The sequence below is a fragment of the Aliarcobacter faecis genome (genome assembly GCF_013201705.1).
In the GTDB taxonomy this organism is placed as follows: domain Bacteria; phylum Campylobacterota; class Campylobacteria; order Campylobacterales; family Arcobacteraceae; genus Aliarcobacter; species Aliarcobacter faecis.
Map to the genome: position 1 here is coordinate 1,246,047 of NZ_CP053837.1, position 22,708 is coordinate 1,268,754.

The window sequence follows — 22,708 nt, forward strand, 5'->3', positions numbered from 1 at the left end:
AAAAGAGGTAAATATTATGTTTAAACGATTTAGAAGATTAAGATTAAATGAGACTTTAAGAAACTTAGTTCAAGAGACAAATTTGCGTAAAGATGACTTTATATATCCCCTATTTGTAAAAGAGGGAACAGGAATAAAAATAGAGATTGCTAGTATGCCTGGTGTTTTTCAAATGAGTATTGATGAAATTTTAAAAGAGTGCGAATATTTGCAAAAAATAGGATTAAACTCAATCATACTTTTTGCAATTCCAGATATAAAAGACTCTGTTGGAAGTGAATGTTTATGCGATGAAAGCATAATTGCAAGAACAATAAAAGCTATAAAAAACAAATTTCCAAATATGTTTATAGTTACAGATTTATGTTTTTGTGAATATACAGATCATGGTCATTGTGGAATACTTGATCCAAAAACTGGGAGTGTTCACAATGATAAAACACTTGAAATATCTGCACAACAAGCTTTAGTTCATGCAAGAGCAGGTGCCAATATGATAGCTCCAAGTGGAATGATGGACGGAATTATTACAACATTAAGAACAGCTTTAGATGAAAATGGTTTTAAAGATTTACCAATTATGGCATACTCTACAAAATTTGCAAGTGGATATTATGGACCATTTCGTGATGTAGCTGAATCAACTCCTTCTTTTGGAGATAGAAGAACTTATCAAATGAATGTAGCAAATAGACTTGAAGCTATTTCTGAATCACTTGAGGATGAAAAAGAGGGAGCTGATATTTTAATGGTAAAACCAGCTTTGGCATTTTTGGATATTGTAAGAGATATTAGAAATGAAACAAAACTTCCACTTTGTGTTTATAATGTAAGTGGAGAGTATGCTATGCTAAAACATGCTGGACTTGCTGGACTAATTGATTATGAAAGAGTTATGATGGAAACTATGATAGCATTTAAAAGAGCTGGAGCAAATATCATAATCTCTTATCATGCTAAAGAGGTTTGTGAGATTTTGAATAGAAAATGAAATGAATAACTACCAAAAAGCAATAGAAAATTCAAATATAGTATCAAAAACAGATATAAATGGCATCATTACTTTTGTAAATGATGAGTTTGTAAGACTTTTTGAATATAGTAAAGAGGAGCTTTTAGGTAAGAACCACAATATAATAAGACATCCTGATACCCCAAAAGAGAATTTCAAAGCTCTTTGGGATACTATCTTAAATAAACAAGTACATAAAGCGACTGTTAAAAATCTCTCAAAAAGTGGCAAAACCGTATATTTAAATACAACAATAATACCAATTTTAGATGAGTTTGGCAATATTTTTGAATTTATTGCAATTAGATATGATATTACAAACGAAGTAATGCTTCAAAAAGAGTTAAAAGAGAAACAAAAAATCATATTTTTACAATCAAGAATGGCAAGTTTAGGACAAATGTTAGCAAATATTGCACATCAATGGAGGCAACCTTTAACAGAGTTAAATCTAACACTTTTTAATCTAAAAAAAGCCTTTGAGTCAAAAAATCAAAAAGAGTTTGATAATTTTTACAATAGCTCTAAAAATTTAATTTCAGGGATGTCAAATACTATTGAAGATTTTACAAACTTTTTTACTCCTCAAAAACAAAAAGAGAGATTTTTATTAAACCTAAGTATAAATGAGGCTTTAAAAATTTTAAATAGGGTTATTGAAAATGAAAAAATCAATATTAAATTTAATATTTTAAAGGATTTAGAGGTTTTTGGAATAAAAAATGAACTTACACAAGTGCTTTTAAACCTTATAAATAATTCAAAAGATGCTTTTATACAAAAAAACATAGAACAAAAAGAGATAAATATAAAAACTTATATAAAAAATAATTTTATCTATCTTGAATATCTTGATAATGCTCAAGGTGTAAATAAAGAGCTATTTGATAGAATTTTTGAGCCATATTTTACAACAAAGCATCAAAGTAGTGGAACTGGTCTTGGTCTTTTTATTTGTAAAATAATTATTGAAAATAGTTTTGAAGGACAAATTATGCATGAAAATATAGAAAATGGTTTAAAATTCACTCTAAAGTTTCCTAAAATAGTATGAAAAATTTAAAAATTTTAATAGTTGAAGATGAGCAAAAATTAGCAAATCTAATAAGAAGGTCAATAAAAGAGCTTTTTTTTAAAGTTGTAATTGCTAAAGATGGTCTTGAAGCGCTAAAAAAATTTAACTCATTTAAACCAGATATTATAATAAGTGATATTTTAATGCCAAATTTAAATGGCTTAGAGATGAGTAAAGAGATAAGAAAACAAAATAATACTCCTATTATTATCTTAAGTGCTCATAGTCAAAAAGAGATGCTTTTTCAAGCAATAGATATAGGTATTAATAAATATTTTATAAAACCATTTGATATTGAAAGTTTTATTGATTATTTAAAAGAGCTTTCAAATAAAATAAATAGTGAAAAAGAGTTTAAATTAAAAGATAATTTTGTATTTATAAAAAACTCAATTAGCTTATATAAAAATGATGAAATAGTAAATCTTACAAAAAGAGAAAGAGAGTTTATAAATCTTCTAATTGACAACAAAAACTCTCTTGTAAAGATTGAAACTATAAAAGAGTTTTTATGGGAAGAGAAAGATATTAGTGATGAAAGAGTTAGAACTTTTATAAAAAGATTAAGAAATAAAACTTCAAAAGATTTAATAGAAAATGTTTCATCTCAAGGATATATGATCTCTATTTAATAAAATGGGAAAATTCCCATTTTATTTTAATTATCTGGATCAGTTATAAAGTTTTTATTTTTATAAATAGAGTGAATAAAAGCTAAAGCAATAGGAACTATTGCAAAAGTAGTAATTAGCATTGGTGGTAAATGATGAAAAATTTGAACTAACATAGATAAAGATAAAAGACCTATAGACCACATAGCCCCATGTTCAAGATAGATATATTTTGAAACCACTTCTCTTTCAACCATATATATTGTAAGGCTTCTTACAGCCATAGCACCAATTCCTAAACCTAACATAATTATTACAATATTCTGAGTAATAGCAAAAGCTCCTAAAACTCCATCTAGAGAAAAACTCATATCAATCATCTCAAGATATAAAAATGAGATAAATCCTCCACTTAACTCTGTAACTTTTAAATCAGAATTTTGTTCTTTCTCTTCATTTTTAAGTTCAATTGCACCTTTTAATAGTTCCAATAAATAAAAAGATATAACTCCAATAATCATTGGAACAATTATCTCAAGCTTATTTACAATTACCATCTCATCACCCATAACAACCTCATTTGGTGCTATATATGTAATTGCTAAAATTAAAAACATAATAAAAAGTGCTTTTATATCCCCTACTTTTGATAGTTTAGTAGCAAAATGCTCAATATATTTTACCCAATGAGTATCTTTATTTTCATCAAAAATAAATTTCAAAAATAACATCAATAAAAACATTCCACCAAAAGACATAATAATATGGTGAGAACTTTCTATAATTCTTTCATACTCATCTGGATTTTTAATTGCAAGTTCAAAAGAATCAATAAATCCCATAGAAGTAGAAAAATATACAATTAATATTGGAAATACAAATCTTACACCAAAAACAGCAATAATCATACCCCAAAGAAGAAATCTTCTTCTCCAAACAAGTGCCATTGTTGCTAAAATAGTAGCATTTACTATTGCATTATCAAATGACAAACTAAGTTCTAGAACTGAAAGAATTGTTCCTTGGTAAAGTGCAAAAAAACCACCATACAAAAATAGTAAAACTGAAGCAACAAGCCAAACAGCAAAAAAGCCATAGAAATAAGAAATAATAGATTTTTGTTTCAAAATAATCCTTTAATTTTTTAAAATTTTGGGATTATATCTAAATATTATAATGTATTTGCTTTTTCTTTTACAAAAGAGCCAATTAGACCAAAAGCAAAAGCTGGAAAAATCCAAGCTAAACCTTCATTTGATAATGGAAATCTTTTTAAAAAATCCATTGTTATTCCTGTTGTAGATGAAACAAGTTCTAATAAACAAAAAAACATAGCACTAAAGGCAGCAAATTTATAGACATTATTATTTTTTATATATTTATCAAAAAAAACAAGAAAAACTAACACAATAGCAGCAGGATAAACTATACTTAAAATTGGACCTGCAAAAGAGATAATCTGTTCTAAACCTATATTTGTTACGAAAATACTAAATATAGTTACAATAATAACCAAAGTTTTATATGAAATTTTTCTATTACTTAACTTTGAGAAGTATTCAGCTGTAACACTTACAAGTGCGGAACCTGTTGTAAAACAAGCTAAGAATACAACTATTCCTAAAATAAAATTTCCATAATCTCCAAATAAAATATTTATTATATTATTTAATAAAACTGCTTTTGGAATATCATTTCCATATAAACTTGAAGCTGTAGCACCTAAATATGAGAGCCCAAAATATACAATCATTATTCCAATAGCAGCAATAATAGAAGCAAAACCGATAACCTTAAATCTAGTTTTACTATCTTCATACCCTTTTGCTTTCACAATTTTAATTATAATAATTCCAAAAGCCAAAGCTGCTAAAACATCAAGAGTTTGATAACCTAAAATTAATCCATCAAAAAATAGATTATTATTTGAAGTATTTACTACTATCTCTCCAATAGGAGTTAAAAAGCCTTGAACAATCAATAAAACAAGTCCAAAAAATAGTAAAGGAGTTAAAATCTTTCCTAAAATTTCAATCATAGTTGTAGGTTTAAAAGTAAAAAACATAATTAAACCATAATATATAATTGAAGTAATAATAGAGTTTGAAAAACTAGCCCCAAATGTTGGAACTACCAACATTTCATAAGTTGTTGCTCCTGTTCTTGGAAGTGCTATTAAAGGACCTATACATAAAATAATTGCTGACATTAGCAAAGCTCCTGAAAGCTTTCCTAATTTATTTGTTAAATCATCTACATTTCCACCAACTTTAAGTAGTGCAAACATAGCTATTGTTGCAAATCCAATATCAGCTAAGAAGTAAGAGAAAAATGATATTTTCCAATCACTAGCACTTGTTAATCCTAAATATGGAGGGAAAATGACATTTCCAGCTCCAAAATACATAGAAAATATTGCAAAACCTAAAATTATACTATCCCCAAATAGTCTATTTTGCTTAGGCATTTATTCTCTTTAATCTATCTAATAAAATTGATTCTATAATCTCATCAATACTTTTCTCTTTTAAAGCTATTAATACTTCAATTCCATCTTCTAAAAAAGGCCAAACATATTCCATATCATTTATAACAACAAGTTTATTTATAAGGCAAAAAATCTCTTCAACTCTATCAAAGAACTCAACATTTACTATTTTCGCCCCATCTAAACTTACTACTGCCCAAGCACTATTCTCCTCAATAGAAGAGATGATAGATAAAAATCTATCCTTTTTATTAACTGGTATTAAAATCTTCATTTTATTTTACCTCTTAAAATTATATTAAAATTTCTCTATTTCCTCTTGCATCAACTTCACTTAAAACACCTGTTTGTTCCAACTGTTCTATAATACTTGCAGCCCTATTGTAACCAATTTTCAATCTTCTTTGAAGATAAGAAATAGATGTTTTTTTGTCAGTTAATATCACCTCTTTTGCATCTTCATATAGTTCATCTAACTCTATATCAGCATTTTGGCTAGAATTTTTTGAAGAAGTTCCTATACTCAAATTTTTATCTTTGATAAAATTCATATCATATTCAACTTCTCTTTGTTCTTTTAAAAATTCAACAACCCTTTCTATCTCTGTTTCAGTACTCCAAGGAGCATGTATTCGGACAATTCCAGGAGTTCCAGGAGGAGTAAATAACATATCTCCTCTTCCTAAAAGAGATTCAGCACCCATAGAATCAAGAATGATTTTTGAATCTATTTTTTGCCCTACTTTATAAGATAATCTACTTGGTAAATTTGCCTTTATAAGCCCTGTTACAACATCAACTGATGGTCTTTGAGTAGCAACTATTAAGTGAATTCCACTAGCTCTTGCCATTTGAGCAAGTCTTGCAATAGAGTATTCAACATCTTTTCCACTTGTCATCATTAAATCAGCTAACTCATCAATTACAACAACTATATATGGCATTGTTTCATAACCTTCAATTTTAGCTTTTTCATTGTAATTTTCTATATTCTTTGTTCTTGTTTTTGCCATTAAAGAGTATCGTCTTTCCATTTCACCTACCATATTGGCTAAAGCATTTATAGCATCAACAGCTTTAGTAATAACTGGCGTTAGAAGATGCGGGATATCATTATACATAGAAAACTCTAGCATTTTTGGATCAATCATAACAAGTCTCAAATTATCTGGAGAATTCTTATATAAAAGTGACAAAATCATAGAGTTTATTCCTACACTCTTTCCACTTCCTGTTGTCCCAGCAATAAGTAAATGTGGTAATTTCTTCAAATCTGTTACAAAAGGTTTTCCAACAATATCTTTTCCTAAAATCATTGTAAGTGGAGATAATGAATTTTGAAAAATCTCACTATCTAACATCTCTTTTAAATAAATTGTTTGTGTATCTTCATTTGGAACTTCTATTCCAACTACATCTTTTCCTGGAATCGGAGCTTGAATTCTAATAGTTTGAGCTTTTAAAGCCATTGCTAAATCATCTTGAAGACTTAAAATCTTTGAAACTTTTACATTTGGAGCTGGTTTAAATTCAAAAGTTGTAACAACAGGGCCTGTATAAGTTCGCACAACATCTCCATCTATTTTAAACATAGATAACTTATCAAGTAAATCAGCAATTTTTCTATCTATAAATGCTTCATTTACTTTTGTTTTATTCTCTTTTGGTGGCTCTTGAAAAAAGTTTGTAGGAGGAAGCATAAAATCTTTTGGTTTTTCAGTTTTTCCAAACTCTAATTCACTTAAAAGTTTTGCATTCTCTTCTAACTCCTCAACAATTATACTGTTTGTTTGAGTAGCAAAAGAGTTAGTTTCAACTTCAATCTCTTCAACTTTAGATTCTTGTATAAACTCAATATTTACCTCTTCTAAACTCTTCTCTTTTCTCTTTAAATCTTCAATATTTGCTTTTAAAATACTCTCTTGTTGCTCTTTAATTCTTTGCTCAACTGTTTTTTGAGCAGGTTCTATAATCTCTTTTTTAGCTATTTGCTTTGGTCTTACAGGGTAGTTTGAAACTTCTGTTGTCTCTTTTGTAACTTTTGAAATTTTATTTGCTATTAGACTATTTTTTAACTTAATTCTATTTTTAAACTTTCTTAAATCTTCTATATCATAATCAGATAGTTCAAATAAGATTAAAACAGATATTACAAATCCAAATAAAACAAATAAATAAAGTCCAATATTTCCAATAACAGGAGATAAACTATCAACCAAAATATTTCCTATCTCTCCTCTATTATATGGGTTCTCAACAACTAAAGCTTGAAAAATCAAAGATATAAAAAATATTAAAAGTAAAACAGCAATATTTAAAATAATATCTTTATTATCTATATTTTTTTTAAAGTTAATTACATAAATTGGGTGTATAAAAATAAATAGATAAATATATGCCAAATATGAAAAATATTTTATAGAAAACCCTGCAAATGCAAAGCCTACATCACCTACAATCTCTTTTGAGTTTGCAAAAACTGAAAATTGAAAATATAATAAAATAAATAAAACAATTAATGAAATAATTTTCTTTGCGATAGTATGACCTTTTTATGAAATTATTTTAATAAATTTGAGATTTTACCTTGAAGTTTAAGCCACTGTCTATGCTCAAACAAAGGAAATCCTGCCCATGATTTTTTAGGTTCTGTTATACTTTTTGTAACTCCACCTCTTGCAGCTATTGTTGTAAATGCCGCAATTTCAAGATGCCCAGAAGTTGCACTTTGTCCACCCATTATAACATAAGGGTGTAAAGTTGTAGAACCAGAAAGTCCAACTTGAGTTACTAAAATAGAACCACGCCCTATTTTACAATTATGTGCAATATGAACTAAATTATCAATTCTAACTCCATCTTCAATTATTGTAGATTTAAAAACGGCTCTATCAATTGTACAATTTGCTCCTATTTCAACATCTGAACCTATAATTACATTTCCATTTTGATAAATTTTTATATACTTACCATCTTTTGTATTTGCAAAACCAAAACCATCACTTCCTATAACAGTCCCTGCGTGAATAATACAATCATTTCCAATAATACAATCTCTATAAATTGATACATTTGGATAGATAATTGTATTATTTCCAATAGTTACATTATCCCCTATAAAAGCTCCTGCCATAATAGTACAATCACTTCCAATTCTTGAGTTTTTTCCAATATAAACATTTGGCATAACCTTTGTTCCACCACCAACTAATGGTTTTTCTCCATCAAGTTCTATAATATTTGGAGCAAAAAGTTTAGATATTTTTGCTAAATACAAATATGGCTCTTCACAAACAATAGCAATAGTTGAACTAGGAACTTCTTTACTATTTTCTAAATTTACTAAAACAGCAGCAGCTTTTGTATCTTTTAAATCATTTACATATTTTTTATTCTCTAAAAAAGTAAGTTCACTTGGTGTTGCATCTAATAAAGAGTTTAATCCACTAATTTCAATATCAATATTACATTTTAAACCAACATGCTCAACTATTTCACTTAATCTCATTTTTCTTTCCTTAAATAAAAAAAGATAAGAGTAAACTCTTATCTTTCTATGGCAACTATTCCACTTCTTACGACTTCAAGAGGATTGAATTTTTCCATAACTTTTATAAAATTTAAAATTCTATCACTTGAATCTGTTGCAGATACAATAATAGCTTCATCTGTAACATTTTGAATACTTCCATGGTATGTTCTTGCAATTACATCAATATCTGCTAAATTATTATCTATTGAAAACTTCATTAAAACAGTATCTTTTTCAATCACATTTTTATGTTCATTTACCTTTAAAACTGGAATTAATTTATTTAACTGTTTTACAATTTGATCAATTACTCTTTTATCTCCAGTTGTTACTATTGTCATTCTTGAATATTGACTTTCAGCCATTGGTGCAACTGTTAAAGAGTCTATATTATAACCTCGAGCTGAAAAAAGCCCCACTATTCTTGATAAAACATTGTGTTCATTTAGAACAACCACTGAGATAACTTGTCTTATTGTTTCGCTATTATAATAGTTATTAAAATTACTCATTATCTATCTCCTTTTAATAAAGTCATCTCATTTAAAGAGTGCCCATTTGGAACCATTGGCAATACCTCTTCATCTCTTGCTACAATAACCTCTATCATAGCTACTTTTCTTTGTTCAACTGCATCTTTTAAAGCTTTTTCAAACTCCTCTTTAGTGCTAACTCTATACCCTAAACCACCAAAAGCTTGGCAAAGCATTGGAAAGTCTGGTTGCTTTGTAAGGTCAGTTTCTGATAATCTATTTTCATAGAACATAGTTTGCCATTGTCTTACCATTCCTAAATAGTTATTATTTAAAACAATATTTATAACTGGTAAATCATATTCACTACAAGTCATAAGCTCTTGAATATTCATTAAAATAGAGCCATCTCCTGTAAAGTTTACAACAACTCTATTTGTATCTTTAAATGCTCTAGCAACTCCTAATGCTGCAGGAAGTCCAAACCCCATAGTTCCTAATCCCCCACTAGTTATAAACTGTCTTGGATGTGAAAATGGGAAAAATTGGGCTGTCCACATTTGATGTTGTCCAACATCTGTTGAAATAAATGCATTATCCCCTAAAATTTTTCCAACCTTTTCAATTACCCATTGAGGTTTAATTAGCTCATTTGAATCAATATATCTTAAAGGCTCTTTTTCTCTATAATCTTTAAGTAACTCTACCCAATTTGAAAAATCATTTATATCAAGTTCATCTGCTTCTTCAATCATAGCTTTTACAGTAAGTTTTAAATCTCCAACTATTGGATAATCAGGAACTACAAGTTTTGCAATACTTGTTGGGTCAATATCTATATGAATAACCTTTGCTTTTGAGGCAAATTCATCTAATCTTCCTGTTACTCTATCATCAAATCTAGCTCCCAAAGAGATTAATAAATCTGTCTCATAAGCAGCCATATTTGCGGCAAACTCTCCATGCATTCCTAACATACCAAAGAAAAGTGGATTATCATCTCCCATAACTCCTCTTGCCATTAAAGTCTCAACAGCAGGAATATTTAATTTTTTAGCTAAATCTCTTATCTCATATCCACAATTTGACAATATTGCTCCACCACCAATATATAAAAGTGGTTTTTTAGCATTTGATATAGCTTCCATTGCTCTTTTTAACTGTTTTTTATTATAGTTAATTGTTGGTTTATATGTTGGCATATTAACTTCAGCTGGATAATCAAAATCTCCTATTTGAGCAGTAATATCCTTTGGAATATCAATATGTACAGGTCCTGGTCTTCCAGTACTTGCTAAATGAAACGCTTCTTTTATTATTTTTGGTAAATCTTCAATTCTATTTACCAAATAATTATGCTTTGTACATGGTCTTGAAATTCCAACAGCATCTATCTCTTGAAACCCATCTGTTCCTATAATTGTTGTTGGAACTTGTCCAGAAATAATAACTATTGGTATAGAATCCATATAAGCATCTGCTATTCCTGTTACTGCATTTGTAAATCCTGGTCCTGAAGTTACAATAGCAACTCCTGTTTTTCCAGTACTTCTAGCGTACCCTTCTGCTGCAATTACACAAGCTTGTTCATGTCTGTTTAAAATATGTTCAAAATAGTTTTGCTTGTAAATCTCATCATAGACGTTCATAATAGCGCCTCCAGGGTATCCAAATACAACTTCAACCCCTTCTTGATGTAATGATTCAATTACCATTTTTGCGCCAGTCATTTTCATGCTATTCTCCAATTTTTAAAAAGTAAGTTTAGATTTTACTCAAAATTCGATTAATTTACCTTTGAATAAATAATCTAATTTTATTTTTTTCTTCTTTTCTTTGCTTAAAAATATTTTTTTTAGGGTATAATTAAAGAAATAATCTTCTAAAAGGATTGGATATGGATATAAATCAGGTACACAATAACCAACTAACAGGTTTAAATAATAATTCTCAACTACAATTAAACAAATCAAATGTTAGTCAAAAAGTAAGTGATTTAACATCAAATGAACTAAATTTAAATATTAGTAATTTAAATAAACAAAGAAGTGAATTTTCATCAAATATACAATCACTAAATGATGGAATTGCAATATCAAAAATAGCAACAAATGCTATAGAAAAGCAACAAGAACACTTAAATAATATCCAAACAAAACTTGATAATATAGAAAACTTAGATAATAAAAATGATATCAAACAAAATATAAATGAAGATTTAAGAGCATTTAATAAAATCTCATACGAAACAAACTATAAAAAAGAGTCTTTATTAGTTCAAAACTACTATGATGAAAATCAAAATATCGAAATAAATACAAGCAATCAAAACTTTTCTATCGAAAAACCAAATGTATCAAGTTTTGCAAACCAAATATTTGAAAGTGTAAATAATACAGATTTAAATAATCCTGATAATCTATCAAATGCAAAAAAATTAGTTTCAGATATTTCAGATGAATTAACTAAACTATCAGATAGCTTTAATAAATTTGGTAAAGAGTTAGAATCAAAAGTAAGTGATTCTTTAAAAGATCAAAATGTCAATTTATATAAAAATAGTATAGATTTTGGTAGAGAAACTACAGATTTTTCAAAAGCAAATGTTAATATGAATGCAGGAAGTCTTATAGCTTCACAAGCAAATATTATTCAAGAGCAAAGTATAAGACTTCTTTCTTAAGAAGCTTTACTCTCTTTTTTTAGTGCAAAATCTATTGCTACACCTTCTCTTAAACCATCATCAAAAACTATAGAGTTAGATTTTCCTAAAACTTCAAAAAACATTTTATAGATATATGTTCCAACTTCCATAAATTCAACTCTTCCACGACCTACTAATCTTGTTGTCTCTTCAATTGTTTTTGTTTTTAAAATATCTAAACCAGCTTCCAAATCTTCATATTCTAAAACCATTCCATTTATCTTATCTTTGTCATAATTAAAATAGTCCATTCCAATTTTAACAGCAGCTAATGTTGTTGGAGTTCCTGCAGTTGCTACAAAAGGAAAATCTTTTAAAGAAAAATCTAAACTAGATAAAAACTCTTTTACTTCCTCTTCTCTTTTTTTCAAATCTTCAAATAAATTACCATTTTTTAATGACTTTTGAGTCATAGTAACTATTCCAAAATCAAAACTTCTACTAAAAAACTCATCGTCACAACTTATTGTAAGCTCTGTTGAACCACCTCCAATATCTAAAACCATAAAGTTTTTTGATGGTAATTTTTCTCTTTTTAAAGCATATTTTATTGCTAAAAGTGTTAGCCTTGCTTCTTCATATGGATCTATTATTTTAAAATCTGCTCCACTATTTTTTAAAAAAAATTCTAAAACTTCTTTTGAGTTTTTTGCCGTTCTCATAGCAGCAGTTGTAACACAAACTGCATCTTTTGGGTCAAAATTTAGTTTTTCTGAAGCAGTTTTCAAAGCTTCTATTACTCTAATTTGTGCTTCAAAACTTATTATTCCACTATTTACTAAACCATCAGCAAGTCCAACAACTTGATGATATTCATCAAGAATTTTAAAATTTAAGCAATCAAACTTTAAAACCCTAAAAGAGTTTGAGCCTAAATCAATAGATATAACTTCACTCTTTTTCATAAATGTTTAATTTTTATTTTAGAATTTAGTAGAAATCCAATAATTAACATCATTCCTAAAATAAAATATTCATGAACAAAGCCAGTTAAATAGACCAAATAAACAACCCAAAGTAAAATTGCTCCTAAAGGGGTAGGAACTCCTGTAAAATATTTTTCTACTTCACCCTCTTCAGCATTTAAATTAAATTGAATAAGTCTTCTAAGTCCTGAAATAATATAATAGACAAAAGCCCCTGCAACTAATGCCATATTAAAGAACTCCTCTTTACCATTAAAAATAGCAAAATAAATAAACATAGCAGGAACAATAACAAAAGACAGAAAATCAGCATAAGAGTCAAGCTGTATTCCAAACTCAGTAGAAAGATTGTATTTTCTTGCAATTTTTCCATCAAAAATATCAAAAGCACCTGCTAGCCAAGCAAATAAAGCTGCAGCAAAAAACTCATTATGAGTTAAAAAATATATTGCAAAAATTCCACTAGTTATGTTAAAAAAAGTTACAATATTTGCTAAATTAAAATGACTATATTTATTGAATAGAAAATTCATTCTTCCTCTTTTTTGTATATTTTATATTGGTTTCTTCCACTGTTTTTTGCCCAATATAAGGACTCATCAGCCATTTTATATAATCTATTTGCAGAAATATAAGTTTTCGACTCATAAAGCACTGCTCCAATAGAGACTGAAACCAAGTTGCATATTTTACTATTTTTATGCTCAATTTGTAATTTGACAACTTCTTCATTTAGCTCTTTTAGATATTTTTCTAAAATTTCTTTATCAATATTAAATAAAATAATTCCAAACTCTTCACCACCTAATCTAAAAACATATTCATACTGTTTTTTAAAATGCTCCTTAATACAAAGTGAAACTTTTTTTAATGCAATATCGCCCATATCATGTCCATAAGTATCATTATAATCCTTAAAATAATCAATATCAACGATAATTAAAGCACTTTGCCAAGAGTTTTCATTTGAAATAAAAGTCATACTATCAAAAATAGTATCAAAATGTTTTCTATTGTATAAAGTTGTAAGAGAGTCTGTAATTGATTCTATTTGATATTTTTTATTTAATATCTCAAGCTGTTTATCTTTTTTTATAATTTGATAAACAATAAATAATATTATAATAAATGCAAAAAATAGAATAAATAATATATTATAAAAGATATAATTTTGCATCTGTTCATAATCTTTCAAAAAAGATTTCCTTTGTTCAAATGCTTGTTTTGTCTCATATTTTATTAAAAAATCTGCATTATTTAAATTTTTTTGATAATTTTCTATCCTATTTTCTTCAAATGATTTTAATAAATCCTGATTTATAGACTCAACTACCTCTTTCTCTTTTTGAGTTTTAAAAGATAAATAGTAATAGTTCCACTCTTCTAAAATAGATTTTTTCTCTTTACTAATATCACAATTTTTATCATTACTTAAACAACTAATTATAGTTTCAAAATCACTTTTTATTGCTTGAAGCTTAACAACTGGTATGAAATCACCAAAATATAATAAATCTATCTGTTTTTTTAGCTTTTCAACTTGAGAATTAAATAAAAAAGCTGAAACTATCAATGCTAAAAAAACAGTAAAGACAAGTAAAAACAATCTAGAAATTGTTGATTTTAAAAAGTTAATTATCATAAAAATTATTTTAGCAAATTTATCTTTAATTTATAGAAAAATAACTATATTTGTGCTAGTATAAAAAAAAGAAATAAGAGATTACTATGGAATTAGGAAACAATTATTTAAGCGCCTCTACAATCTACTCTCAATTAGCTCAAAAGAAAAGTGAACTAGCAAGTATTGATAAAAAAGAGGCTCAAAAATCAGCTTTTGAAAAAAAAGATGAAGTAGTTTTAAGTGAAAAAAACTATGATGAAAGTGATTACTCTAGAGTTATCGAGAAATTTAAATCAAAAGATAGTGAAATTAGAAACCATGAACAAACACATGCTAGTTTAGGGACAACAACAACTCCCATAAATTATAATTATCAGATGGCACCAGATGGAAAACTTTATGCAACTGGTGGATATGTAAAGTTTGATGTATCAATTCCAAAAGATGAAAAAGAGGCTTTAGTAAAATTAGATGAACTTGAAAAAGCTTCAGGTTCACCTAGTGATTTAAGTGGTGCAGACATAGGAATATCACAAATTGCAAATTTAAATAAAATGCTAATATTAAGCTTAAAAGGAGATGAAAATGAGAATAGATAATAATTTAGGAGCTATGGTTAGCTCTGCATTACAACTTCAAGAAAATGCTTCAAATATATCAGATATTGCTTCTCTTGTAGCTGATCCTTCACTTAAGGAAGTTGCTGGTGATTTAATGGAACAAGTAGCAGGACAAATTCCAGAGATTATCTCTTATAGTGCAAATGCAAAAAGTGTTGAAGTTCAAAGTGCAGTTATGGATAGATTATTGGATTTAAAGGCATAAAATGTCATCTTTAAATGTTATCTGTCCACACTGCTTAAAAGTAAATAAGATACCACAAAAAGAGAGTTATTCAAAAGCAAATTGTGGTTCTTGTAAAAACTCTTTACTTGATACCACACCAATAGAAGCAAATGAAGAGAATATTGACCATATTTTAGTAAACTCTGATATTCCTGTAATTATAGATTTTTGGGCACCTTGGTGTGGTCCTTGTAAAATGTTTGCTCCAATATTTAATCAAACTGCACAAAAATATCCATTAAAAGCACTATTTGTAAAAGTAAATACAGAAGCATTACCAAATTTAGGAGCTAGATTTCAAATAAGATCAATTCCTACTTTAGTTGTTTTTAAAAATGGCTTAGAGAAAAAAAGAAATAGTGGAGCTTTAGATCCACTAAGATTGAGTAATTTTATAAATGAGTTTATTTAAAAAGTTTATAAAGATCGATTTTTCTTTATAAACTTTTTTAGCTCATCAAGTTCAAATTCACTAAAAACTTTAATTCCATTCTCTTCTAAAAGTCTTGCACTCAAACCTTTTTCTTCTATCAATTTTTCACTAAAAGTTCCATCATAAACCTCTTTATTTCCACAAGATGGTGATTTAGATTTAAATAACGCAACTTTTATACCATTTTGTAAACAAATATCAAGAGCTTTTTTAGCACCCATTAAAAAATTTATTGTTACATCATTTTGTTCAATATCAACAACTTTAAAAGGCTTTCCATGACTAATTATTTCAGCTTTATTTCTTGGAATAGTAAGTCCTCCTGCAACTTCTGGACAGATAGAAAATATCTCATTTTCACACATAATATCCATAAATAACTCTTTTTGACTAAATTTAAACTTTGGATTTAAAGCAACACTAGAGTTTGCCCCATCATATCTTGTATCTTCTCCTAAAAGACAAGATGAAACTAATATTTTCATATATTCTCATCTTCAATATTTAATTTTATATCTTTTAAATCTTTATAAAAAAATGTTGGGAGTTGTATATTACTAAAAGCAGCTTTCATAGAGACAAATATTTTAGGATTTTGCTCTTCTAGTTTTGCTAAAAGCTCCTTTGTTGTAGCTCTTGCATGAGGCATTTTTACATCAAATCTAAGACCTGGACATGCTTCATCTCCAATAACTCTAATCTCATTTGAAGTAGCAAAAGCACGAAGTTGTCTCTCTCTACAAAAGATTAAAGGACGAATAACCTCTAAACCATTATTTGCAGTATATTTTGGAGGCATTGTTCTCATTGTTCCATTATAAAAGAAATTCATGAAATATGACTCCATAGCATCATCTAAATGGTGTCCTAATGCTACTTTATTATATCCTTGCTCTAAAGCTGTTGTATATAAATATCCTCTTCTCATTCTTGAAAAAAATGAACAAAAAGATGAGTTTTTTCTTATTTTTTCACCTGCAAGATCAAAAATTTGAGTATCAATTATTTGATGTTCTATTCCATGTTCTTTACAGTGATTACTTAAAAACTCTACTTGCTCACCCATTCCATAAGTTATCGTTACAGCTTTAAAATCAAATTTAAATGGAGCTTTTTTTTTCATTCTATTTAGAGTATGAAGTAGTGTTAGTGAATCTTTTCCTCCACTAAATCCAACCATCACTCTATCACCCTCTTTTATTAAACCAAATTCTGCATTTACTTTTGCTACATTTGATGTTATTTTTTTACTTATTTCTACCAATTTTAATATTCCTAAACTATATTTTTTTGCGATTATATCTAAAAAGTTTTAATAAACTATTTTAGTTAAAAACTATATAATCCAATTTAAAATATTATTTAAAGAGTTAAAATGACACTAGAAGAAGAGAAAATATTTATAGATAAAATAAAAGAGACTATTTTACCTGTGGCAATTTATTTAAATGAAAGCCAAATTAAAAAAATTATTGAAGATGTTGAAAGTTCAAATGAAAACTTACCTGATGGTTTTGGAAAAATGCTTTATGAACAAATTATTATTTTAAAACAAAATAGATTGAGTCAAAAATAATGAGAGAGTTTATAACTTATAAAAAATCTTTAGAAATTTTAGAAAATATTAATATAACTCCTTCTACAAAAAAATTATTTATTTCAAATTCAGTTGGATATATTTTAGCTAAAGATATTATAGCTAATCATAATAGTCCAGAATTTCCAACTTCTGGTATGGATGGATATGCTTTTAAATATGAAGATATAAACAGTGAATATTTAGAAATTATTGATAAAAATCCAGCTGGTTTTGTGGTTGAAACTACTGTTGTAAATAAAACTTGTATTAAAACTTTTACGGGTTCATTGATGCCAAAAGGTAGTGATACTTTAATTCCTATTGAAAATGTTGAAGTTTTAGAAAATAAGATAAAAATCATAAAACCAGTACCTTTTGGCTTTGCAGTAAGAAATATTGGTGAAAACTACAAAAAAGATGAAGTTTTAATTAAAAAAGGAACAAAAATAGGTTTTAGTGAAATTGGGGTATTAGCTTCACTAAATATTGTTCAAGTTGATGTTTATATAAATCCAACTATTGCAGTTGCAAGTACAGGTAGTGAAATATTAGATTTAGGAATTCCTCAAACAAATGCTTCTCAAATAAGAAGTTCAAATCATCTAACTTTAGAAGCTTTATTTAAAACAAATGGTGCAGATGTTTTACAAATGGGTCCAATAGATGATGATTTTGAAAACATCACAAACTTCTTTCTTAACTCTTTAAAAAAAGCAGATATTATTGTAACAACTGGTGGAGTTAGTGTTGGGGATTATGATTTAGTTCAAGATGTAATAAAAGATAGATTAAAAGCAAAAGTTCTTTTTCATGGAGTTTTATTAAAACCAGGAATGCATATTTTAGTTGCTATAAAAGATGAAAAAATCATTATTGCACTTCCAGGATTTGCATATTCTTCAACTATTTGTGCAATTTTATATGTTTTACCTTTAATATATAAATTTAGAAATAGTAATGAAAAACTTCCATTTGTAAAAGCAAGAATTACTCAAGATTTCAAAAAATCTCAAGATAAAACTATCTTTACTGCTTGTAATGTTATATATGAGAATAGTGAATATACTATAGATTTTGTAGGTAAAAAAGCTGGAACTAGTGCAATTTTAACAAATATGCTAGGAAATCCTGCACTTTTAATGCAAGAGCAAAATAGCCATGATATAAAAAATGGAGATTTAGTAGATATTCTTTTACTAAACAATTTAAAATAGTGTCAAAACAGATTTTTTATCCCCTAATCATTATATCTATGATTTTCTGGGGAGCCTCTTGGATTAGTACAAAAGTTCTTACAAACTATATAGATGCCTATGAAATGGTATTCTTAAGAATGGGAATTTGTTTTTTATCTATGGCACCTATAATTCTTTTTTTAAAAATGAACTATAAACTAAATTTTAAAACTCTTATTTTAATTCTTTTTGCTTCACTTTTTTTGGTTTTATACTCTGTTTTTATGTATTTAGGAGTTGAACATGGAACAGGAAGTTTGGGTGGAGCAATGGTACCTTCAATGATTCCAATAATAACTTATATTTTTGTTGCAATATTAAGTAGAAAAACTATTAGTTTAAAACACTCTTTTGCATTAATTTTAGGTGCATTTGGTGTTTTAAATATGATAAATATCTATCAATTTGATATAGATATTATTTTTAGTAAATATAATATCTTTTTTATTGTAGCTTCGATGCTTTGGGCTATTATTACAATAATTACTTCAAAATCAACAAAAATAAATGCTTTTGTTTTTACAACTTATACCTATTTAATCTCAAGTTCTATTTTATATCTTTTTTTTATAGATAATTCAATCTTTACAAAAGTATTATCTTTTGATACTACTTTTTGGTTTAATATGTTTATTATTACACTTTTAAGCACAACTTTTGCAACCTCGATATATTTTTTTGGAGCAACAAAGTATGGAGCAAAAGAGGTATCTAGTTTTGTATTTTTAGTTCCTGCAAGTGCAATAATCATAGGATACATATTTTTAGATGAAAAAATTGAGTTTTCAACTATTATTGGAGTGTTTTTTGCAATGATTGCAATTTATATTTTAAATAATTTAAGCTTTCCTAAATTTTTGAAGAGAGCTTAAAATTATTTAGTTAATTGAACAAGTTTTTAAATCTCCACTATAAAAACCTTTTTTTAAAGCTTCCATTCTATCTTTTGAACTTCCATGAGTAAATGAATCTGGAACTACATACCCCTGAGCTTGTTTTTGCAAAGTATCATCTCCAATAGCACTAGCAGCTCTTAATCCAGCTTCTAAATCACCCTCTTCTATTGAGCCAAACTTAGTTTTTGAGTAATATGCCCAAATTCCTGCATAACAATCAGCTTGTAACTCAACTTTTACTTGTAAAGCATTTTGTTCTTTTGTTGAAAGAGCCTGTTTTTCTGCTTGAATCTTATTCAGTATTCCAAGCAAATTTTGTACATGATGCCCTATTTCATGAGCAACTACATAAGCTTGTGCAAACTCTCCTGGTGCTTTATATTTTTTTGCTAATTCATCAAAGAATGATAAATCTAAATATACCTTTTTATCAATAGGACAGTAAAAAGGTCCAACTTGAGAAGATGCAAATCCACAAGAACTTTTTACTCCTCCTCGAAAAAGTACAAGCTTAGCATCACTATATTTTAGTCCATTCTTTTTTAAAACTTCTTTCCAAATATCTTCTGTTTGAGCTAAAACAACACTTACAAAAACTGCTTGTTTATCATCTTGCTGTTTGTTTATAACTTTTTGTTCAGAAGTTTGAGTAGTATGTCCACCCTCTAAAAAAGCAAGAGGATTTATTCCAAATCCAAAATAAAGTACAACTCCAATAACTAAAATAACTCTTCCTATAGTTGTTCCTAAAAGAGTTTTTATTATAGGAAGAAGTGATAAAATAGACCCTGCATTAGTTCGGCTCCCAAAACTTTGAGTTTCATCTCTTCTATCTTCAATATTAGAACTTCGTCTATTATCTTCCCACTTCATCTTTACTCTTCCTCTTTTATAAATTTACTATCAATAAACTTTGTTGGTTTTACACCTAGGTTTAAGAATTTTTGACTTCTTGAAATCAAATTTCCTCTTCCACTACTTAGTTTATTTATAGCCTTATCATAAGAGTCTTTACTTTTATCTATACTTTTTCCAATATCTTCAAAATCATTTAAAAAGCCTACAAATTTATCATATAAATCTGCTGCTTGTTTTGATATCTCTTTTGCATTCTCATTTTGCCTGCTATCTTGCCAAAGATTCTCAATAACTTTTAAGCTTGAATAGAGTGTTGTTGGAGAAACTATTACTATATTTGATTTTAAAGCTGTTTCAAAAAGAGTATTATTAGAAATAGCCAAAGAAAAAGCACCTTCAATAGGAATAAACATCAAAACAAAGTCCAAAGTTCTGAGCTCTTCTAAATTCTCATATTTTTTAGAACTTAAATCTTTTATATGATTTTTAATTGAAACAATAAGTCTATTTATATGCTCATTTTTTTCCTCTTCATCTTGACTATTAAAATAATCAACATAAGAGTTTAAAGATAGTTTTGAATCAATTATAATATCTTTATTTGTAGGTAAATGTACTATTACATCAGGTCTTAAAGTCTGTCCTTCACTATTTTTATATGAAGATTGAACCTTATACTCCAAATCTTTTCTAAGTCCTGATTGATTTAAAATAGATTCTAAAATAACTTCTCCCCAATCTCCTTGAAGTTTACTTTGACCTTTTAGTGCTTTTGCTAAATTATTTGCATCATTTGAGATTTGATTATTTGACTCTTTTAAGTTTTTTATCTCTGTTAAAAGCGAACTTCTTTGTTTTGTCTCTTCTGTAAAAACTTCATTTACTCTATTTCCAAATAAGTTTAATTGAGCTTTAAATGGCTCTAAAATCTGATTTATATTTTGATTTGATTTTTTTGAATTATCTTCAAAGATTTTGGAAGTAATATTTTCTATCTCCATTTTTAGTAGAGCTTGATTCTCTCTATTTTGTACAATAGAAATCTCTAAAAACTCTTTTTCCAACTCTAAAGTTTTTATTTTTGTCTTAAATTTCTCAACTATAAAAAACAAAATAGTTGCAAAAAGTATAAAAACTATTGCAACTATTAGATAAAGATTTGTACTTTCAATCTCTATCATATAAATTTCTCTTTTTCAACATCATATCCAAGCTCTTTAAATCGCTCTATTAGTGGAGGATGTGAATAGTAGAAAAATATATAAAGTTTATGTGAATGTGGGAAAGATTTGTTCTCATTTGCTAACTTTAATAAGGCATTTACCAAATCCTCTTTACTTGATAAATTTGAACCAAAACTATCAGCAGCATACTCATTATGTCTTGAAATCATTGAAATCAAAGGCATTAAAAAGAAACTTAGAGCTGATGAAAAGATTAAAAATATAGCTATAATTGATGATGGTTCACTATTTAATCCAAGAGTTAAAAATAGCTCTTCATTTAAATTCCCAAAAATTGCAAAAAACACAAACATCACTAATCCCATAATTCCTATGTTTTTTAGGATATCTCCATTTTTAAAGTGCCCTAATTCATGCCCTAAAACTGCAAGAAGTTCATTATGTGTTAATTTCTCAACCAAAGTATCAAATAAAACAACTCTTTTTGTGCTTCCAAGCCCTCCAAAATAAGCATTTAATCTACTATCTCTTTTACTTGCATCAACACTGAAAACTCCACTACTTTTAAAACCAACCTCTTTTAAAAGGTTATTTATCTTCTCTTCAAGCTCACTATCTTTTAGCTTCTCAAATTTATCAAACATCTTATCACGAATAACTGGATAAAGCATATTTATTAAAATAATAACTGCAAAAATAAAGATAAATCCAAAAATCCACCAAGAAGGAAAATTTAAAATAATATATGAGATTCCTGCAACTACAAGTGAACCGAGAATCAACATAAGAAGTGCTGATTTTATAGTGTCTTTTATATATAAAGCTAGTGTCATATTTGAAAAACCATATTTTTTATCTAACTTAAAAGTTTGATAAAGTGAAAATGGCAATGTAAAAATATAGTTTATAATTATAAAAAGGTCTATAAAAATAACAGCTTTTAGAATTTGTGAATCTGTTGTAATTTGACTATCTAAAAACTTAAATCCAAATCCCAACCAAAAAATAAAAATAATAAAATCGAAAAATGAGCTAATAATTGCTAATTTCTCTTTTTCAATACTATAATTTGCAGCTTCATAATACTTTTTTGTACTTAAAATAATAGCTCTTTTTTTCATACTATCTTTTACAAATCCAATTTGCATAAAAGATGTATAAATTGTAAAGAAAAAATATAAACAGTATGCCATAACAAAAAATTGTAACAAATTTAATCCTTTAATAAAATA

Annotated in this window: 25 protein-coding genes; 10 read left to right on the top strand and 15 right to left on the bottom strand. The window is 27.4% G+C overall.

Translation table 11 applies throughout. The annotated features are described in order from the left end of the window. The first annotated feature begins 16 nt into the window (after positions 1 to 16). The 3 genes from hemB to AFAEC_RS06340 are packed head-to-tail and all read left to right on the top strand — an operon-like array spanning position 17 to position 2,719. Positions 17 to 991, top strand: a complete 975-nt coding sequence (gene hemB, locus AFAEC_RS06330; protein ID WP_026805585.1) for a porphobilinogen synthase — start codon at positions 17 to 19, stop codon at positions 989 to 991. A gap of 1 nt (position 992) precedes the next feature. After that, a complete protein-coding gene (locus AFAEC_RS06335) occupies positions 993 to 2,066 on the top strand; it encodes a PAS domain-containing sensor histidine kinase (protein ID WP_026805584.1) in 1,074 nt (357 codons plus the stop codon). Next, on the top strand, positions 2,063 to 2,719 hold the full coding sequence (locus tag AFAEC_RS06340) for a response regulator transcription factor (protein WP_026805583.1): 657 nt from the start codon (positions 2,063 to 2,065) through the stop codon (positions 2,717 to 2,719). The genes AFAEC_RS06335 and AFAEC_RS06340 overlap by 4 nt, the downstream gene beginning before the upstream one ends. Before the next feature lie 26 nt (positions 2,720 to 2,745). On the opposite strand, the gene AFAEC_RS06345 is transcribed toward AFAEC_RS06340, so the two are convergent. The 7 genes from AFAEC_RS06345 to AFAEC_RS06375 all read right to left on the bottom strand — a co-directional run bounded on the left by AFAEC_RS06345 (position 2,746) and on the right by AFAEC_RS06375 (position 10,927). After that, the gene (locus AFAEC_RS06345; RefSeq protein WP_026805582.1) at positions 2,746 to 3,825 is read right to left on the bottom strand and encodes a DUF475 domain-containing protein; all 1,080 of its coding nucleotides are present in this window, start codon (positions 3,823 to 3,825) and stop codon (positions 2,746 to 2,748) included. 44 nt (positions 3,826 to 3,869) lie between these two features. Continuing rightward, positions 3,870 to 5,165: a branched-chain amino acid transport system II carrier protein gene (gene brnQ / locus AFAEC_RS06350; protein WP_026805581.1), complete on the bottom strand. Its 1,296-nt coding sequence runs from the start codon at positions 5,163 to 5,165 to the stop codon at positions 3,870 to 3,872. After that, the gene (locus AFAEC_RS06355; protein WP_026805580.1) at positions 5,158 to 5,460 is read right to left on the bottom strand and encodes a hypothetical protein; all 303 of its coding nucleotides are present in this window, start codon (positions 5,458 to 5,460) and stop codon (positions 5,158 to 5,160) included. Before AFAEC_RS06355 ends, brnQ begins: the two co-directional genes overlap by 8 nt. 19 nt (positions 5,461 to 5,479) lie before the next feature. Continuing rightward, positions 5,480 to 7,606 (bottom strand): DNA translocase FtsK, encoded by a 2,127-nt coding sequence (locus AFAEC_RS06360; protein ID WP_407649293.1) that lies wholly within the window; start codon positions 7,604 to 7,606, stop codon positions 5,480 to 5,482. Positions 7,607 to 7,746: 140 nt separating this feature from the next. Further along, positions 7,747 to 8,694, bottom strand: a complete 948-nt coding sequence (lpxD, locus tag AFAEC_RS06365) for a UDP-3-O-(3-hydroxymyristoyl)glucosamine N-acyltransferase (protein WP_026805578.1) — start codon at positions 8,692 to 8,694, stop codon at positions 7,747 to 7,749. A gap of 38 nt (positions 8,695 to 8,732) precedes the next feature. Next, entirely contained in the window at positions 8,733 to 9,230 is a 498-nt protein-coding gene (gene ilvN, locus AFAEC_RS06370; RefSeq protein WP_026805577.1) for an acetolactate synthase small subunit, read from the bottom strand. Beyond that, the gene (locus AFAEC_RS06375; RefSeq protein WP_026805576.1) at positions 9,230 to 10,927 is read right to left on the bottom strand and encodes an acetolactate synthase large subunit; all 1,698 of its coding nucleotides are present in this window, start codon (positions 10,925 to 10,927) and stop codon (positions 9,230 to 9,232) included. Before AFAEC_RS06375 ends, ilvN begins: the two co-directional genes overlap by 1 nt. Before the next feature lie 161 nt (positions 10,928 to 11,088). Between AFAEC_RS06375 and AFAEC_RS06380 the strand changes: the two genes are divergently transcribed. Continuing rightward, positions 11,089 to 11,874 carry a hypothetical protein gene (locus tag AFAEC_RS06380; protein WP_026805575.1) on the top strand — a complete coding sequence of 262 codons (786 nt, stop codon included), beginning with the start codon at positions 11,089 to 11,091 and terminating at the stop codon, positions 11,872 to 11,874. Here AFAEC_RS06380 and AFAEC_RS06385 read toward each other — a convergent pair. The 3 genes from AFAEC_RS06385 to AFAEC_RS06395 are packed head-to-tail and all read right to left on the bottom strand — an operon-like array spanning position 11,871 to position 14,463. Next, on the bottom strand, positions 11,871 to 12,800 hold the full coding sequence (locus tag AFAEC_RS06385; RefSeq protein WP_026805574.1) for a Ppx/GppA phosphatase family protein: 930 nt from the start codon (positions 12,798 to 12,800) through the stop codon (positions 11,871 to 11,873). The two genes, AFAEC_RS06380 and AFAEC_RS06385, sit on opposite strands and share 4 nt — an antisense overlap. Then, the gene (locus AFAEC_RS06390) at positions 12,797 to 13,354 is read right to left on the bottom strand and encodes a CDP-alcohol phosphatidyltransferase family protein (RefSeq protein ID WP_026805573.1); all 558 of its coding nucleotides are present in this window, start codon (positions 13,352 to 13,354) and stop codon (positions 12,797 to 12,799) included. The genes AFAEC_RS06385 and AFAEC_RS06390 overlap by 4 nt, the downstream gene beginning before the upstream one ends. Next, positions 13,351 to 14,463: a GGDEF domain-containing protein gene (locus AFAEC_RS06395; protein WP_051487514.1), complete on the bottom strand. Its 1,113-nt coding sequence runs from the start codon at positions 14,461 to 14,463 to the stop codon at positions 13,351 to 13,353. Before AFAEC_RS06395 ends, AFAEC_RS06390 begins: the two co-directional genes overlap by 4 nt. Before the next feature lie 86 nt (positions 14,464 to 14,549). Here AFAEC_RS06395 and AFAEC_RS06400 point away from each other — a divergent pair, with 86 nt between their 5' ends. The 3 genes from AFAEC_RS06400 to trxC are packed head-to-tail and all read left to right on the top strand — an operon-like array spanning position 14,550 to position 15,703. Then, entirely contained in the window at positions 14,550 to 15,044 is a 495-nt protein-coding gene (locus AFAEC_RS06400) for a putative metalloprotease CJM1_0395 family protein (RefSeq protein ID WP_026805571.1), read from the top strand. Further along, positions 15,031 to 15,270, top strand: coding sequence for a hypothetical protein (locus tag AFAEC_RS06405; protein ID WP_026805570.1), 240 nt, complete (start codon positions 15,031 to 15,033; stop codon positions 15,268 to 15,270). Before AFAEC_RS06400 ends, AFAEC_RS06405 begins: the two co-directional genes overlap by 14 nt. A 1-nt stretch (position 15,271) precedes the next feature. Then, positions 15,272 to 15,703: a thioredoxin TrxC gene (gene trxC / locus AFAEC_RS06410; RefSeq protein WP_026805569.1), complete on the top strand. Its 432-nt coding sequence runs from the start codon at positions 15,272 to 15,274 to the stop codon at positions 15,701 to 15,703. A 5-nt stretch (positions 15,704 to 15,708) separates the two neighbouring features. On the opposite strand, the gene AFAEC_RS06415 is transcribed toward trxC, so the two are convergent. After that, positions 15,709 to 16,209, bottom strand: a complete 501-nt coding sequence (locus AFAEC_RS06415) for a DUF523 domain-containing protein (RefSeq protein WP_026805568.1) — start codon at positions 16,207 to 16,209, stop codon at positions 15,709 to 15,711. Then, on the bottom strand, positions 16,206 to 16,988 hold the full coding sequence (locus tag AFAEC_RS06420; RefSeq protein ID WP_026805567.1) for an ATP-binding protein: 783 nt from the start codon (positions 16,986 to 16,988) through the stop codon (positions 16,206 to 16,208). Before AFAEC_RS06420 ends, AFAEC_RS06415 begins: the two co-directional genes overlap by 4 nt. A 111-nt stretch (positions 16,989 to 17,099) precedes the next feature. Between AFAEC_RS06420 and AFAEC_RS06425 the strand changes: the two genes are divergently transcribed. Genes AFAEC_RS06425 through AFAEC_RS06435 form a run of 3 tightly spaced genes read left to right on the top strand, consistent with a single transcriptional unit; the run spans position 17,100 to position 19,410 of the window. Next, entirely contained in the window at positions 17,100 to 17,300 is a 201-nt protein-coding gene (locus AFAEC_RS06425) for a hypothetical protein (protein WP_026805566.1), read from the top strand. Further along, positions 17,300 to 18,517, top strand: a complete 1,218-nt coding sequence (locus AFAEC_RS06430) for a molybdopterin molybdotransferase MoeA (RefSeq protein ID WP_026805565.1) — start codon at positions 17,300 to 17,302, stop codon at positions 18,515 to 18,517. The genes AFAEC_RS06425 and AFAEC_RS06430 overlap by 1 nt, the downstream gene beginning before the upstream one ends. Further along, positions 18,517 to 19,410 (top strand): DMT family transporter, encoded by an 894-nt coding sequence (locus AFAEC_RS06435; RefSeq protein ID WP_026805564.1) that lies wholly within the window; start codon positions 18,517 to 18,519, stop codon positions 19,408 to 19,410. Before AFAEC_RS06430 ends, AFAEC_RS06435 begins: the two co-directional genes overlap by 1 nt. 6 nt (positions 19,411 to 19,416) lie before the next feature. Here the strand turns inward: AFAEC_RS06435 and ypfJ are convergent, their stop codons facing one another. Genes ypfJ through AFAEC_RS06450 form a run of 3 tightly spaced genes read right to left on the bottom strand, consistent with a single transcriptional unit; the run spans position 19,417 to position 22,687 of the window. Next, positions 19,417 to 20,307, bottom strand: a complete 891-nt coding sequence (ypfJ, locus tag AFAEC_RS06440) for a KPN_02809 family neutral zinc metallopeptidase (protein WP_026805563.1) — start codon at positions 20,305 to 20,307, stop codon at positions 19,417 to 19,419. 2 nt (positions 20,308 to 20,309) lie between these two features. Continuing rightward, the gene (locus tag AFAEC_RS06445; protein WP_026805562.1) at positions 20,310 to 21,473 is read right to left on the bottom strand and encodes a DNA recombination protein RmuC; all 1,164 of its coding nucleotides are present in this window, start codon (positions 21,471 to 21,473) and stop codon (positions 20,310 to 20,312) included. Beyond that, positions 21,470 to 22,687 carry a M48 family metallopeptidase gene (locus tag AFAEC_RS06450; protein ID WP_026805561.1) on the bottom strand — a complete coding sequence of 406 codons (1,218 nt, stop codon included), beginning with the start codon at positions 22,685 to 22,687 and terminating at the stop codon, positions 21,470 to 21,472. Before AFAEC_RS06450 ends, AFAEC_RS06445 begins: the two co-directional genes overlap by 4 nt. Positions 22,688 to 22,708: the final 21 nt, after the last annotated feature.

Excerpts from the sequence above, each read along its gene's own strand:
- AFAEC_RS06415 (WP_026805568.1), bottom strand. The coding sequence starts at position 16,209 with ATGAAAATATTAGTTTCATCTTGTCTTTTAGGAGAAGATACAAGATAT.
- lpxD (WP_026805578.1), bottom strand. The coding sequence starts at position 8,694 with ATGAGATTAAGTGAAATAGTTGAGCATGTTGGTTTAAAATGTAATATT.
- AFAEC_RS06425 (WP_026805566.1), top strand. The coding sequence starts at position 17,100 with ATGACACTAGAAGAAGAGAAAATATTTATAGATAAAATAAAAGAGACT.
- AFAEC_RS06380 (WP_026805575.1), top strand. The coding sequence starts at position 11,089 with ATGGATATAAATCAGGTACACAATAACCAACTAACAGGTTTAAATAAT.
- AFAEC_RS06430 (WP_026805565.1), top strand. The coding sequence starts at position 17,300 with ATGAGAGAGTTTATAACTTATAAAAAATCTTTAGAAATTTTAGAAAAT.
- hemB (WP_026805585.1), top strand. The coding sequence starts at position 17 with ATGTTTAAACGATTTAGAAGATTAAGATTAAATGAGACTTTAAGAAAC.
- AFAEC_RS06445 (WP_026805562.1), bottom strand. The coding sequence starts at position 21,473 with ATGATAGAGATTGAAAGTACAAATCTTTATCTAATAGTTGCAATAGTT.
- AFAEC_RS06390 (WP_026805573.1), bottom strand. The coding sequence starts at position 13,354 with ATGAATTTTCTATTCAATAAATATAGTCATTTTAATTTAGCAAATATT.
- AFAEC_RS06405 (WP_026805570.1), top strand. The coding sequence starts at position 15,031 with ATGAGAATAGATAATAATTTAGGAGCTATGGTTAGCTCTGCATTACAA.
- ypfJ (WP_026805563.1), bottom strand. The coding sequence starts at position 20,307 with ATGAAGTGGGAAGATAATAGACGAAGTTCTAATATTGAAGATAGAAGA.
- AFAEC_RS06355 (WP_026805580.1), bottom strand. The coding sequence starts at position 5,460 with ATGAAGATTTTAATACCAGTTAATAAAAAGGATAGATTTTTATCTATC.
- AFAEC_RS06395 (WP_051487514.1), bottom strand. The coding sequence starts at position 14,463 with ATGATAATTAACTTTTTAAAATCAACAATTTCTAGATTGTTTTTACTT.
- ilvN (WP_026805577.1), bottom strand. The coding sequence starts at position 9,230 with ATGAGTAATTTTAATAACTATTATAATAGCGAAACAATAAGACAAGTT.
- AFAEC_RS06335 (WP_026805584.1), top strand. The coding sequence starts at position 993 with ATGAATAACTACCAAAAAGCAATAGAAAATTCAAATATAGTATCAAAA.
- AFAEC_RS06400 (WP_026805571.1), top strand. The coding sequence starts at position 14,550 with ATGGAATTAGGAAACAATTATTTAAGCGCCTCTACAATCTACTCTCAA.
- AFAEC_RS06385 (WP_026805574.1), bottom strand. The coding sequence starts at position 12,800 with ATGAAAAAGAGTGAAGTTATATCTATTGATTTAGGCTCAAACTCTTTT.
- trxC (WP_026805569.1), top strand. The coding sequence starts at position 15,272 with ATGTCATCTTTAAATGTTATCTGTCCACACTGCTTAAAAGTAAATAAG.
- brnQ (WP_026805581.1), bottom strand. The coding sequence starts at position 5,165 with ATGCCTAAGCAAAATAGACTATTTGGGGATAGTATAATTTTAGGTTTT.
- AFAEC_RS06340 (WP_026805583.1), top strand. The coding sequence starts at position 2,063 with ATGAAAAATTTAAAAATTTTAATAGTTGAAGATGAGCAAAAATTAGCA.
- AFAEC_RS06375 (WP_026805576.1), bottom strand. The coding sequence starts at position 10,927 with ATGAAAATGACTGGCGCAAAAATGGTAATTGAATCATTACATCAAGAA.